The following is a 12,962-nucleotide window of genomic DNA, read 5'->3' as shown; positions in this document are numbered from 1 at the left end:
TTTAGCCCTCCTTCCACATTTCATCCTCTAGCAATGCGGCTGCCTGCTGTTTCAATCGCTCAAAATCTGTAGGTGTTAACGCTTCTAAATAGCGACCCGCTTTATGGCTATACACTTCTTTTACCAAGTCATTCCAGTCATCTGTTTCCCAGCCGGATAACGTGCTCTCCACTGGCTCAAGTAATGAATTTGAAACTACCGTATCTCTGATCAATGGCCATTCAATCGATGAAATCCAGACGAATGGCTCCATGTCTTCATATTGTTCTCGCAGAATATCAAGCCACTCCACTTCAGATCTAGCTAAATCGTTTGCTAGCCCTTCCGTATGTTCCATCACTAGTTCTACGACGACACTGCCAATTTCGGCTGTCAATTGATCAACGGCTTCCTGACATGCTGAAATCCAGTCATCCGCATATTCGATTCCTTCGCATGAAACAGTCAATGACGTGAAGACAATATCCGACGTTTCCACAAATGTAAGAGACGTGTTGGAAGGTGTCAACGAGACGTCGTAAAATCCTTTATGCCCTTGTTCATTACGGTGCCTTCCTTGAATATTACCTGGATAGACGATGGGCGGTTCTTGAGACAACACTTGGCGTTTATGAATATGACCAAGCGCCCAGTAATGGTAGTGCTTACTTTGCAATTCATTGATAGTAAACGGTGCATAGACGGCATGCTCTGCGTCACCCGCCACACTTCCGTGTAACAGGCCGATATGTATTCCATCTGCCGCATTTGGATAGTGCGAAATCATCGGTTCTTTGACATGACGCTGCGGGTAGCTAAAGCCGTGTAAATAAATAGTTTCATTACGAATAGTTAGTTGTTTTTGCTCTACATGTTCAGAAAACACGTGAACGTTTTCCGGCAATGACACGCGAGTCCATCTGCCTGCTAAATGGTCGTGATTTCCATATGACAGGTAGACCGGGATCTTCACTTTTTGAAGTTGTTGCATACCTTGCTGGAAACGAATTTGCGCACGCAAGCTACGGTCTTCACCGTCGTATAGGTCACCGACAATGACAATGAAATCCGGTCGCTCTTTAACTGCGTAGGCTATGAATCGGTCGAACGCAGCGAATGTAGACTGCTGCAGTCGAGCGAGCTCGTCCGGCCCTGCTGCGGACATGCCTTTAAAAGGGCTGTCCAAATGCAGGTCGGCTGTATGTAAAAAACGGATGGGTTCCATAGGTTGCACCTCTTCCACGAATACTTGTTCCTATTTTACCATATTTCATCTATTACTGGAAAGCGGACAGGCGAAACAGTAGTAAATGGGAAAGCACCGTTAATCGACGTTCCAGGCGGACGCTTTCCTGCGGGCATGGCTTGAGTCTCCTCGTACTCACTAACTCCCCTTACACTTGAATTTGAACTTGAACTTGAACTTGAACTTGAACTTGAACTTGAACTTGAATAAGTTTAGGCATAACAACAGTTCACACACTACTTACAATGAGTGATATAAGTACCTCCACTCAATAAGTAGGATGGAAGCGGAAGCTGGTGGCGAAGTGCAAAGACGTGCTCCTAACGCTGCGCTTTTACTCGCAAAAGCCGTTCTTCGTTACGGCTCTTCCCGCAGGATCAGCTCGAAAGGAGAGACAACCAAAAGGGAGCTTGCGACCTGGTTGGCTCACCGAGAGCCCATGGGAAAGCGTCCGCCAGCTGGAGCTTCCATCCCTTGTACTCACTAACTCCCCTTACTCTTGAACTTGAACTTGAACTTGAACTTGAACTCGAACTTGAACTTGAACTCAAACTTAAATCCACATAAAAAAAGTATCCCAAGAAGCACTGTAACTTCAAGGGACACTCTTCACCTAAACCTATTCCTTTCCAAGCTGTATAGCCTTCTTCAAATCCTTAAGCGAACGAGACGGCCCATACATCAACACACCGCCACGGTACACCTTCGCACCGAACCAGCCAAGGATGAAGATCGTCACTAGCATGATACCGATCGAAAGCAATGGCTCCCACAACGGTAAATCGAGCATACCAACCCGCAAGAACATGACGAGTGGAGCGAAGAATGGGATGAAGGAAGCAATTTTCAAATAGCCCATCTCTGGATTCCCAAGCCCCGTTGCAGCGATAATGAAAGCTGCCACGACGAGTAACGACATCGGCATAATCATCTGTTGTACGTCTTCTGTCCGGCTTACTAATGAGCCAAGTAGCGCGGCTAGAGTGGCATAAAGGAAATAGCCTAGCAAGAAGAAAATGACAGCATAGACCAGCGTGCTAACTTGCAAGTTTTCCAGGCTGAAGAATGCAGATAGTTCATTTTCCTCTCCTGTGGATGATAGTTTATAAGCCAAAAACCCTGATACGGCATAGACTAGAATTTGCGCAATCCCGAGCGATCCGATTCCAAGCACTTTCGCAAACATATGCTTAACAGGTGATACGCTTGAGATCAAAATTTCCATTACACGTGATGATTTTTCCGTAGCTACTTCCGTCGCAATCATCGAAGAATAAATGATCACCGCAAAGTAAATGACGAACATTAATACATACACTAAGACTCGAGCTTGGTTCAGCTCTTCTTCTGACTTTGCTGTTTCTGAAATATTATGCTTTTCAAATTGAATCGGCGCAAACAACTCAGAAACTTGTTCGCCCGATAAAGACAGCTGTTCAGCTTTCACTTGCGTTTGAATATTTTGCAATGCATCTTGTAGAGCTGAAGGCAAAAATTGATCTACCAAACTACCTGTTGTATAAGATGCTTGGATAGTTTGATCTTTATCAAAACTCAATACCATGAACGAAGCGATTTCTTCCAATTTCACTTGCTCTGCCAACTGATCTTGCGAGTCTTCTGTCAGCTCCAATGAAATTCCTTGTTCATTTTGCTGAAGTTGTTCATGCAACCGGTCAAACAATACCCCACTCTCATCTACGACTAGTACACGGTCATCTTCACTGCTCCCCATTAACTGACCGACTTTGTCTATAATGCTCGGCAAATTCGCAAAGAGAAAAATACCCGCTACCATGATGAGCGTTGTAATGAAAAATGATTTCGTTTTAGCTTTGGTCAAGAAACTTTGTTTAAAAATAATCCAAAATTCACGCATGCTCTTTCCCCACTTTCGCAATGAATATATCTTGCAAAGATGGTTCTTCTATTTCGAAATGGCGTATTGGCCCTTTTTGCAATGCTGCTTGTAACAACGCATGTGCCACTCGTTCATCTTCTACCTGAAAAACTGCACCTTCCAAAGAATAATGAGCAGTCGTAACTCCTTCAAAGCCCTCTAGCTCAGTGAGGGGGAAGTCTGAACGAATCCGGACATTCTGTTTGCTGAACGAACGCTTAACGTCACGCAACTTTCCACTGACTAGTTGTTTGCCATGATGAATAATACTGAGTTGCTCACATAACTCTTCCACATGATCCATACGGTGGCTGGAGAACAAAATCGTTGCTCCGTTATTGCGGAAATCCACTATCGCTTTTTTCAACATCTCGACATTTACTGGATCTAGTCCTGAGAACGGTTCGTCAAGGATCAGCAATTTAGGATCGTGCAATAATGCTGCGATAACTTGTATTTTCTGTTGATTACCTTTAGACAACTCTTCTACTTTTTTATTCGTATTTTGCGGTACTTCAAAACGATCCAACCACTGAAGTGCCGAACTTTTCGCAGCAGACTTTTTCATTCCACGCAACTGTCCGAGAAAGATTAACTGATCTAGCACTTTCATTTTTGGATACAGGCCACGTTCTTCTGGCAAATAACCGATGAGCGGGCTCGTTTCATAGGATATGGTGCGTCCGTTCCAAGTAATATTTCCTTCTGTCGGAGTTAATAATCCGAGGATCATTCGGAACGTAGTCGTCTTCCCAGCACCGTTTGCTCCGAGGAAACCGTACATTGTCCCCTCTTCTACTGTCAATGACAGCTGGTCCACAGCTGTAAAATCTCCAAACTGTTTAGTCACTTGTTCTAATTCTAAGGCCACGCACATCGTCCCCTTTAGTAATCTCATTATCTTGTTATACGATTCAATTGAAAATAGGTTTCAAAATTATAAATATTCTTCTACTAAAGTTTAACATGAAGAATCTTTTATGCTTTCAATATTATGAACAGCTATTCATTTGACGTGATTCATAGTATACTGAATAAAAGGTTTATGGAGGCGATATGATGAAAACTTACAAACTTACTGCTTATGAAAAAAACGGTTCACTCATTACAGAAGAGACCTTCTCTGCAGAATCAGATGACGCAGCAAAAGAACAAGGTAATCAGATGCTGATCGAAAAAGATCTGCTTGACCGAACACATCGCTTGGCTTCTCCACTTGGGAAACTATTATTATTCCATACGTAATTACACGACGAAATCTCCTTTTCACAAGAGATTTCGTCTTTTTTTTGATCAATTCTTCCTATACATAAATTGCTACCCTAGTACTCTTGCACGTTTTAAGCATAAGGGAGATACTATTTCATGCACGAAATGCAAGAAAACTAGGAGGAACAGATTTGAAGAAGATTTTGTATTCATTATTTATCGTGGTACTGATGCTCGGTGTATTTCCGCAGCAACAAGCTTTTGCTAAAGGATTTCCAGACGTTTCACAATATACGGATGAAATCCAATTTCTCACGGATAAAAAAATCATTACAGGATATCCAGACGGAACATTTAAACCGAAAGACAATCTAACTCGCTTACAAGCTGTTACTATGATTTTGCGAGAAAAACAGATTACTGATTTCACAGCACCAGACCCTGGCTTCACTGATTTGAAGAAAGGGAATCACGGCTATGAAAAAGTTGCAAAGGCCGTGCAATTAGGTTTTATATCTGGAAAGACCCATACAAACGGTTCAAAGTACTTTGATGCTTCGGCTCCGTTGACACGCGGACAAATGGCAAAAATCTTAGTTCAAGGCTATCAGTTACCTAAAACCAAAGATGTATACTTTACAGATGTTAGTGATCTAAATGGATTTAAAGATGATATCAGTGTCTTAGCTTCTGAAAATATCACTACAGGCTATTTGGATGGTTCATTCGGACCGAATAATAAATTGACGAGACAACATTTCGCAGTCTTTATGGCGCGAATGATGAATCCGAGTTTTAAGCCGATGCCAAATATGCAAGTTCACTTCATCGACGTGGGGCAAGGGGATTCTATTCTGATCCAATCGCCAGACGGCAAAAATATGTTGATTGATGCGGGAACTGCGCTCGACGCACCTAAAGTCATTGCCTTCCTGAAATCTCGAAATATCAAAACGTTAGACATCGCGCTGGCTACACATCCACATGCTGATCATATTGGTGGTTTTGAAGAAGTCCTTAACACTTTTACAGTAAAACAATTTATCGACAGTGGGAATGTTCATACGACTGCAACATATGTTAATTTACTTACATTAATCGACAAAAAGAATATCCCATTCTCAGTAGCACAAACAGGTGACGTAATCGCTCTCGATCCTGCGATTAAACTGAATGTACTGCACACAGATGACCGAGCAATTGATCATAACGCCGCTTCCATTGTCACACGACTAGCGTATGACAATGTCAGTTTCTTATTTACAGGTGATGCGGATGAACGTGTAGAGAAAGAAATGATTGGTCAATCTAATCTAAAGAGCACGTATTTGAAAGTAGGTCATCATGGTTCACGGACAAGTACTTCTGCTGATTTTCTTGCAGCTGTGAAGCCACAAGCCGCCATATTGTCTTATGGGAAAAATAATATATATGGACATCCACATGCGGAAACCGTCAAACGTTTAAAAGATGCGGGTATAAAATCCTATGCTACGGAAACTGCAGGTACGATTACAGTGACTACGAACGGCACAGCCCATTCCGTTACTACATCACTGACAAAACCCGTGCCAGTTCCTAAGCCTGTACCGAAACCCGACCCTAAACCCGTACCAAAACCTGATCCTAAGCCTGTACCAAAGCCTAACCCTAAACCAGATGTCAATTCAGGGTTGTACGTCATACCGGGTGCGCCTACTTCATTCAAGAATTGTACCGAGATGCGAAAAACCTATCCAAACGGTGTAAAAAAAGGTCATCCGGCATATGCTAGTAAGCATGATCGAGATAAAGATGGGTGGGCATGCGAACGATGACAAAAGGTCAACGATACACATTAGATCGAATTGATGACGGTTTTTATGTCTTTTTGTATTATGAGAATGAGCAGAAAGAACTTGTGATTCCTGTAACTGAACTATCTGCTGAGTTGACTGAAGGGGATGTAGTAGAACTCTTCATCGAGGACGCGCATTATAAAGTTCGTATCTTACAAGAAGAAACCAAGGATCTACAAAAGAAAGTTGAAAATCTATTGGAAAAACTAAAAAACAAGAAGTAATATCCAACTACTATCCCTTGATGAGACGTTTACAGTTCATCAAGGGATTTTTGGGTGCGGATAGATTTACTTAAACTTATACTAAAAAGCACAAGATTTTTAACGTTTTTTGTGATACGCTATGGTCGTTAAGATATCGTAGAAGGAAGTGACTCGTTTGAACATTGCTTTGATTGCGCATGATGAAAAAAAGGCTGAATTGGTCAATTTCGCCATTGCTTATGAGCAGATTTTTGCTAAACATACCCTTTATGCAACGGGCACAACAGGATTACGCATTATGGAAGAAACAGATCTATCCATTACACGACTGAATTCAGGACCGCTTGGTGGCGATCAACAGATCGGTGCCATGATTGCGACCGGACAGCTTGATTTGGTTTTATTCTTCCGCGATCCGCTTACAGCTCAACCACATGAGCCGGACGTCAGTGCTTTACTTCGATTATGTGATGTCTATGGGATTCCGCTAGCTACAAACTTGGCTTCAGCAGAGTTACTATTGCGCGCCATAGAAAAAGGCTATTTCTCTTGGAGAGAAACAGCCGCTAAGTATCAATAATTTTTTAATAACAGTTATAGATATACACAAGACGCGCAGTTTTCATAGCGCGTCTTCTTCATGTCTTTTATTGACCTGTGAAGTTTGGTTTTCTTTTCCCTACGAATGCTTGAACGCCTTCACGATGGTCAGTTGTTAAGCGCATAGCTAATTGTGCTTCACCTTCAAGTTTCAATACTTGCTCGAGCTTTGCAATACCTTCTGCATGAAGAATTTTCTTTGACGCGATCATGGAAGCTGTTGGCGAATGTAAAATGACTTGGGCACGTTGTTGTGCCGTGTTCCATGCTTCTCCGTCCGCAACGGCTTCATCGACGAGCCCAATTTGCATAGCACTTTTTCCGTCGAGTACTTTCCCCGACCAGATGAGTTGTTTAGCTCTTGCAGTACCTACGCGTTCTTTCAAGAAGAAGTGACCTCCCCCATCTGGCACAAGTCCGATTCCAATAAAGTTCATGGCGATTTTACTTGATTCTTCCGCGATGACGACGTCGCATGCAATGGCAATACTGCATCCTAATCCCGCTGCCGCACCATGTACGGATGCAATAGTGATTTGAGGCATACTGTACATCGCCAATGCCAATCTCGATAAGTCGACCATAACATCTTCCATTTTCATCGGACCATTTGGATCTAGCATAGCTTTAACGTTACCGCCAGCAGAAAATGCGCGGCCAGCTCCTCTAAATAGTACAACATGCACGGATGAATTATTCTTTAGTTGATCCACAATATCTGCCAGATCCTTCATCATGACTCCGTCCATCGCGTTCATTACTTCAGGCTGGTTAAAAGTTACGGTTGCTAATCTTCCTTCAACTTCTACTTCAATCTGTTTTGTCAAAATTAATTCCCCCTTTGAATGAATGGTTGTTCATTCACTACATTATACACAATTGGCTGATCATTTGCATAACTTTCACAAAAAAATATCCCCAACGACTTTTGCGTTAGGGATATCCGTATTACTTGAGGGGGTGCGTAGCTGGGAATAACTCTTCCAAATACGCTATTTTCTTATCGATCGCTTCTTCAAATCCTAAAATATAAGCCCCAGGTTCTTTCGGATTGTGGAATTGCGTCAACTTGCCTGTTGCCGGTTCCATAAACTTACTCGATGCTCCGCAACCCATACCGATAATGGTCTGTGCTTCTTCCATGATCAAAATATTATAAAGACTCTCTTCGCCAGGTTTCGAGTACCCGACATTCTCAAGATTCCCTAAAATGTTTTTCTGACGGTAAAGATAATACGGTATGTAGCCGTTAGCGCGAGACCATTCTTCACCACGCGTCATCATTTTTCCTACTGTTTCACGATCCGCCACTTGATACTTGTCTTTATTGCGTGTCATTTCAGAAGCACGCTTGAATGACAACGTATGGATCGTTAATGATTCAGGTTGCATCTTTTCTGTTTCAGCGAGCGAATGCTCAAATTCCTCCAGACCTTCATTCGGTAAACCGATGATCAAGTCCATATTGATATTGCGCATTCCTTGCTCTCGAGACAACCAATACTTATCGATTGTTTCCTGTACAGTGTGATGACGACCGATAGCTTTCAATGTTTCATCCGTATAGGACTGCGGATTGACACTGATTCGATCGATCCCCCACTTCTTTAATACTTCAAGCTTAGGTACTGTAATCGTATCAGGACGTCCGGCTTCCACTGTCACTTCACGCACATGTTCCATATAAGGGAATGAGTCCATCATCGTTTGATAAAGCGCGTCCATTTCTTCTGCTTCAATAGATGTGGGTGTTCCTCCACCGAAATAAATTGTCGTGATACGAATATCATGTTCTTTCAGCCATTTACCCATTGCACGCATTTCTTCATGCAAGCCATCGAGGAATGTTTCCACTCGGCCGCTTTTGCGATGAATGGCATAGGCAGGAAACGTACAATACGCACATTTTGTCGGACAAAACGGAATGCCGATATAAATACTCACTTCTTCTTTTAATGAATACAAATCAGGTAACGCATTCAACTGAACGTCTGCAATTTCTGCAATTAATTCACTTTTCCGTACGGATACACGATGACGTTGCTGAAGTAATTGCTTCGCTTCATCAACGGTATGACCATCTTGGCGATACATATGATACAACTTAGTAGGACGGATTCCTGTTAAAATACCCCACTCTTGATCCATTCCTGTTGCTTGTTCCAATACATCAAGCAACACGTGGGAATACATTCTTTTACGCTGACGTAATTGTTGACGTTCTTCCGTTTCTTTTATCTCTTCCATAAAACGAGATGTGAAGTGCTTACCATTCCACTGAATATCCGCGGTGATGTTAGGCGTTTCTCCATAGTCCTCATTAAACTGAAGAGTAATTGCTGTATCTTCTGCATGATCTATAACAATTTTAGACTGTTCAAAAAATAAATTGGCTAAGTGCGTAAACATTCGAATCCAATCTTGGGGGAATTGTTCTTTTACTAGTAATTGCTGCATCGTTTTCTCCTACTCTCCATCTGTTAAAAAAAACCGGCCAAGGCCGGTTTAGATGTATCTATTAATTAAATCCTTCGTATAAATCTTGAATGGGTTTCAATACTACACGGTTTACTTCTTCAATCAATTCGCTTAGTTTCATTTCAGCAGTAAGCATCGCCAAGATTTTCGGATTTTCCTGAGCGAGTTGTGCTGTTTTCTGTGCATGCTCAAGCTCATCTCCTTCAATCTCTTCGCCTGCCATTTGCTTCTGTTGCAAATTCATTTGGATTTCACGGAAGCTTTCGAACAATGCACGTGCTTGCTCGTCACTTTTCACTTCTGCCATCGCTGTTTTCACCGCTACATACTCATCTGTCTTGCGCAAAGTAGATTCCAATTTGTTCATATCATCATAAATATTTACTGACATACTATCTCCTCCTACAATCCATTTAGTGTAAGTGCAATAATTCCTTGCACGATTCCAATGATCCCACCAAGAAATGCGCCTAGAACCGTGATCATCTTAAACTCTCTGCGTGAAATCCCCAGCACCAAATCTTCTAGTACTGCCACTGGGAACGTGTCTACTTGCTCTTTCACCATTTCATCGAGTTTTAACTTCTTTAATGATTCTTCAAGCTGCGACTCTGCCTGAGCGAATAAAAAGCTGACAATCTGTGGTGTTACATTAGCAGCCGTCCAAGTAGATCCTTGTGGCCAGTAATGTGACAAGCTGTGATCTAGTCTTTCTCGTAGTGCCAATTGATCCAGTGCATATTTTCTTACTGAAGCAAAAACACTATCAAAGTCAAAGCCAGACGTCAACTGTTCCATCGGTTGCTGCTGGACATTCTGCCACTCTTTCCAAATCAGTTGATCCAATAAATCTTTTGTTCCAGGAGCTTCTATAAATCGAAGTGCTTCTCGCTGAACCTTGCCGACAAGTGATTCCGATTCTCCAAAAAACATATTGAGCATACCGCCGAATGTCCCTTTTGAAGCCAAGAAGTCATCAATCAGCTTTTGGAATGTCTGTCTTCCTTCTGCCGAATCTACAAATTGACTTGCACGTTGCAATACAAAATCAGAAGCTAAAGGAATTCTTTCTTCGATTTGTTGTTGCCAACGAAGCGGCATGACTTCTTCCACTGTACCTGTTGTTACTTTTACCTTCATATCATATAGCTGCTGATCGATCAATGTGACTAACTTATCTTCGACTTGCTCAGGAAGTGCTTGAGCACCTGCAAGCTCGAGCCAGTCGGTCAATGTTTTATCTGATTGCAGTACATATTTATCCATTTTACTTTGAATAAACGTTTCTACACGCTTTTCCATTCCAGGCGTCAACATCTTTTTCCTGAACAGGTCAGGTGTCAGCAAATAATTTGTTACCGTTTTTCCAAGCTGCGTTGCCAATTCATTTCGGCGTTTCGGGATCAAGCCGGGTGTAAATGGCAATCGGGTTTTTCCAATGTATTTTGCTTCATGTGGTCTGAACAGCATCTTAATCGCCAGATGATTCGTTACCCCACCGATCAATGCGCCAATAAACGCCATGAACAAAATAGTTAACACTATTTTCAATCGCTTCACCTAATTCCACGTGGTCTTCGTTCCAATTATAACAAAAACCCGCTGAATGAAAAGCAATTAGAGGCGAAGATTCCTGACTTTACATTTGATTGCCGTTCAGGTACGTTGCAAGTAGAGTATTATGAACTATAACCATTAGATTGTTCACAACACTAAAGGAGGTACTTATTTCATTGAAGAAAGAACTGATTGACCACTTGGGAAGAAACGTTGTTTATAATTTTCCACCGAAACGAATCGTTACCTTATGTCCAGGTATTACAGAAACATTATTCGGAATTGGTTTGGAAAATGAAATTGTCGGACGCACACGATATTGTATCTATCCAGAACATGCAAAAAGTGTTCCAGCTGTAGCAGGAACGAAAGATCTGAAGTTGGACATGATACATGAAGTACAACCTGATTTGATTATTATGGAAAAAGAAGAAAATACAAAAGAGATGGTTGAAACGCTTGCCGAGTTTTATCCTGTATATGTAGCGGAAGTGCAAACCATTCCAGATGCCTATCGCATGATTACAGATATGGGAGCATTGACAGATCGCGAGCAACAGTCGGAATCGCTCGTTACTGAAATCAAACAAGCATTTTCAGAACTTCCTACTCTCCCTGCTGCGCGAGTTGCCTACGTTATTTGGCGAAAGCCCTATATGGTTGCGGGTAAGGACACCTACATCAATTCGTTGTTGCAAAAACTTGGCTTCATCACGCCCTTTGCTGAATCAGCTGACCGCTATCCAGTAGTAACGGAAGAGCAATTTAAAGAAGCAAATCTCGATTTAGTATTGCTGTCATCTGAACCTTATCCATTTAAAGAAAAACAGCAAGCTCAGTTCCAAGAAATGCTACCCGATTCAGCGATTCAGCTAATTGACGGCGAAATGTTCTGGTATGGCGTTCGGATGCTTGAAAGCGCCAAGTATTTTAAAGACTTTTCATTCGACGTGTGAATTACTTCGTTCCATTAAATATGGTAGACATTCGAATCGCATGCTCCATATCATCATGTAAAGCGATAAAAATCGGATCATATGCCTCTTCAGAAGGAATGGTCAAAAACAATTCTTTACATTGCTCTACTGATTCGAGTTCGAAAACTAGCGCATTTTTAGCTGACTCTTTAAAATTAGTACAAGGCGCCGGCTTTTTCGGATTCGGCACAAACTCGTTTGTTAGAATATAATACAATTGCTGGAACATCTCATAATGACTTTTTTCATCCTCATACGCGTGGCGAATGAATTCCTGCCATAGCAAATCATTCGTCAGCTGATACATGGACTTATAATAAAAATACGTTTTATACTTTTCCTCTACCGCATTGCGTAGTTGAGTAACAAACACACACTCATCCTTTCGTTCCTTTTGGTCAGTTTATGAAACGAGCGGACAGGATATCACTAATGGAACCATAAAGGAGAAAACAAGATGCTACAACACTTCAACCATAAAAAGATGTTCGCGGACACTGATTTGCCTGGATGGACGATCTCATTTTATTACCAAAACAAGCAATACAAAGGTGACTACCACAAAGACGGCACGGTCAACTGGACAAACGGCACGCCACCTGACGAAGAAAATGTTCTCAAAATGGTGCACGATCTCATGACTTTCCACGTTTATGAATGAGACCATCCTAAATCGACCATCCTTTAACTAGAGGAGGTGCTTTTATGGGCAGAGAACAATCAAAAGGCAAAAAGCAATTGGAAAAAGAGCGTCTAAAGGTACAGAACGAAAAAACCGAAAACGTCTTCGAAGACAAAAGCCGCATCCCCAACGAGCAAAACGCCTTTAAGGAAACCCAGCCACAATACGGCGAGTAAATGCATGTCCTAAGACTGAAGACTAATCCCTTTTAAAAGGACTTGGTCTTCAGTCTTTTATTAATTTCTTCAGCGTATTAACAAAACAAAAATAGTTACTAGCTGTAGCACTTC

Annotated in this window: 15 protein-coding genes; 7 read left to right on the top strand and 8 right to left on the bottom strand. The window is 41.8% G+C overall.

Going from position 1 to position 12,962, the window contains the following annotated elements; translation table 11 throughout:
- Nucleotide 1: 1 nt before the first annotated feature.
- From CSV76_RS10675 to CSV76_RS10665, 3 genes are all read right to left on the bottom strand, one after another.
- A complete protein-coding gene (locus tag CSV76_RS10675; RefSeq protein WP_099625563.1) occupies nucleotides 2-1,204 on the bottom strand; it encodes a metallophosphoesterase family protein in 1,203 nt (400 codons plus the stop codon).
- Between the two features lie 640 nt (nucleotides 1,205-1,844).
- The gene (locus CSV76_RS10670; protein WP_099625562.1) at nucleotides 1,845-3,104 is read right to left on the bottom strand and encodes an ABC transporter permease; all 1,260 of its coding nucleotides are present in this window, start codon (nucleotides 3,102-3,104) and stop codon (nucleotides 1,845-1,847) included.
- Nucleotides 3,097-3,996 carry an ABC transporter ATP-binding protein gene (locus tag CSV76_RS10665; protein ID WP_099625561.1) on the bottom strand — a complete coding sequence of 300 codons (900 nt, stop codon included), beginning with the start codon at nucleotides 3,994-3,996 and terminating at the stop codon, nucleotides 3,097-3,099. Before CSV76_RS10665 ends, CSV76_RS10670 begins: the two co-directional genes overlap by 8 nt.
- A 188-nt stretch (nucleotides 3,997-4,184) precedes the next feature.
- On the opposite strand from CSV76_RS10665, the gene CSV76_RS10660 reads away from it, so the two are divergent.
- From CSV76_RS10660 to mgsA, 4 genes are all read left to right on the top strand, one after another.
- Nucleotides 4,185-4,370, top strand: a complete 186-nt coding sequence (locus CSV76_RS10660; RefSeq protein ID WP_085426993.1) for a YhzD family protein — start codon at nucleotides 4,185-4,187, stop codon at nucleotides 4,368-4,370.
- Nucleotides 4,371-4,525: 155 nt separating this feature from the next.
- Complete coding sequence (locus CSV76_RS10655) at nucleotides 4,526-6,151, top strand: S-layer homology domain-containing protein (RefSeq protein WP_099625560.1); 1,626 nt, start codon at nucleotides 4,526-4,528, stop codon at nucleotides 6,149-6,151.
- A complete protein-coding gene (locus tag CSV76_RS10650) occupies nucleotides 6,139-6,396 on the top strand; it encodes a DUF3006 domain-containing protein (RefSeq protein WP_099625559.1) in 258 nt (85 codons plus the stop codon). Before CSV76_RS10655 ends, CSV76_RS10650 begins: the two co-directional genes overlap by 13 nt.
- Nucleotides 6,397-6,553: 157 nt before the next feature.
- The gene (mgsA, locus tag CSV76_RS10645) at nucleotides 6,554-6,958 is read left to right on the top strand and encodes a methylglyoxal synthase (protein WP_085426996.1); all 405 of its coding nucleotides are present in this window, start codon (nucleotides 6,554-6,556) and stop codon (nucleotides 6,956-6,958) included.
- A 67-nt stretch (nucleotides 6,959-7,025) separates the two neighbouring features.
- Here mgsA and CSV76_RS10640 read toward each other — a convergent pair whose 3' ends face one another.
- From CSV76_RS10640 to CSV76_RS10625, 4 genes are all read right to left on the bottom strand, one after another.
- Nucleotides 7,026-7,808 carry an enoyl-CoA hydratase gene (locus CSV76_RS10640; RefSeq protein WP_099625558.1) on the bottom strand — a complete coding sequence of 261 codons (783 nt, stop codon included), beginning with the start codon at nucleotides 7,806-7,808 and terminating at the stop codon, nucleotides 7,026-7,028.
- Between the two features lie 118 nt (nucleotides 7,809-7,926).
- Nucleotides 7,927-9,435 carry a coproporphyrinogen III oxidase gene (locus CSV76_RS10635; RefSeq protein WP_085426998.1) on the bottom strand — a complete coding sequence of 503 codons (1,509 nt, stop codon included), beginning with the start codon at nucleotides 9,433-9,435 and terminating at the stop codon, nucleotides 7,927-7,929.
- A 61-nt stretch (nucleotides 9,436-9,496) separates the two neighbouring features.
- The gene (locus tag CSV76_RS10630; protein WP_085426999.1) at nucleotides 9,497-9,847 is read right to left on the bottom strand and encodes a YlbF/YmcA family competence regulator; all 351 of its coding nucleotides are present in this window, start codon (nucleotides 9,845-9,847) and stop codon (nucleotides 9,497-9,499) included.
- Nucleotides 9,848-9,858: 11 nt separating this feature from the next.
- Nucleotides 9,859-10,980, bottom strand: a complete 1,122-nt coding sequence (locus CSV76_RS10625; protein WP_199170432.1) for a DUF445 domain-containing protein — start codon at nucleotides 10,978-10,980, stop codon at nucleotides 9,859-9,861.
- 209 nt (nucleotides 10,981-11,189) lie between these two features.
- Between CSV76_RS10625 and CSV76_RS10620 the strand changes: the two genes are divergently transcribed.
- Nucleotides 11,190-11,969, top strand: coding sequence for a helical backbone metal receptor (locus CSV76_RS10620; protein ID WP_099625556.1), 780 nt, complete (start codon nucleotides 11,190-11,192; stop codon nucleotides 11,967-11,969).
- Nucleotide 11,970: 1 nt separating this feature from the next.
- On the opposite strand, the gene CSV76_RS10615 is transcribed toward CSV76_RS10620, so the two are convergent.
- Nucleotides 11,971-12,363, bottom strand: coding sequence for a ferritin-like domain-containing protein (locus CSV76_RS10615; protein WP_085427002.1), 393 nt, complete (start codon nucleotides 12,361-12,363; stop codon nucleotides 11,971-11,973).
- 84 nt (nucleotides 12,364-12,447) lie between these two features.
- Here CSV76_RS10615 and CSV76_RS10610 point away from each other — a divergent pair, with 84 nt between their 5' ends.
- Nucleotides 12,448-12,651: a DUF5342 family protein gene (locus CSV76_RS10610; RefSeq protein WP_085427003.1), complete on the top strand. Its 204-nt coding sequence runs from the start codon at nucleotides 12,448-12,450 to the stop codon at nucleotides 12,649-12,651.
- Nucleotides 12,652-12,695: 44 nt separating this feature from the next.
- Nucleotides 12,696-12,848, top strand: coding sequence for a hypothetical protein (locus CSV76_RS17320; protein WP_157129929.1), 153 nt, complete (start codon nucleotides 12,696-12,698; stop codon nucleotides 12,846-12,848).
- Nucleotides 12,849-12,962 lie beyond the last annotated feature (114 nt).

Source organism: Sporosarcina sp. P17b, assembly GCF_002743115.1.
Taxonomy (GTDB): domain Bacteria; phylum Bacillota; class Bacilli; order Bacillales_A; family Planococcaceae; genus Sporosarcina; species Sporosarcina ureae_C.
This window is presented reverse-complemented; position numbering and strand designations above follow the sequence as displayed.

Excerpts from the sequence above, each read along its gene's own strand:
- CSV76_RS10625 (WP_199170432.1), bottom strand. The coding sequence starts at position 10,980 with ATGGCGTTTATTGGCGCATTGATCGGTGGGGTAACGAATCATCTGGCG.
- CSV76_RS10635 (WP_085426998.1), bottom strand. The coding sequence starts at position 9,435 with ATGCAGCAATTACTAGTAAAAGAACAATTCCCCCAAGATTGGATTCGA.
- CSV76_RS10670 (WP_099625562.1), bottom strand. The coding sequence starts at position 3,104 with ATGCGTGAATTTTGGATTATTTTTAAACAAAGTTTCTTGACCAAAGCT.
- CSV76_RS17320 (WP_157129929.1), top strand. The coding sequence starts at position 12,696 with ATGGGCAGAGAACAATCAAAAGGCAAAAAGCAATTGGAAAAAGAGCGT.
- CSV76_RS10650 (WP_099625559.1), top strand. The coding sequence starts at position 6,139 with ATGCGAACGATGACAAAAGGTCAACGATACACATTAGATCGAATTGAT.
- CSV76_RS10610 (WP_085427003.1), top strand. The coding sequence starts at position 12,448 with ATGCTACAACACTTCAACCATAAAAAGATGTTCGCGGACACTGATTTG.
- CSV76_RS10630 (WP_085426999.1), bottom strand. The coding sequence starts at position 9,847 with ATGTCAGTAAATATTTATGATGATATGAACAAATTGGAATCTACTTTG.
- CSV76_RS10660 (WP_085426993.1), top strand. The coding sequence starts at position 4,185 with ATGAAAACTTACAAACTTACTGCTTATGAAAAAAACGGTTCACTCATT.
- CSV76_RS10675 (WP_099625563.1), bottom strand. The coding sequence starts at position 1,204 with ATGGAACCCATCCGTTTTTTACATACAGCCGACCTGCATTTGGACAGC.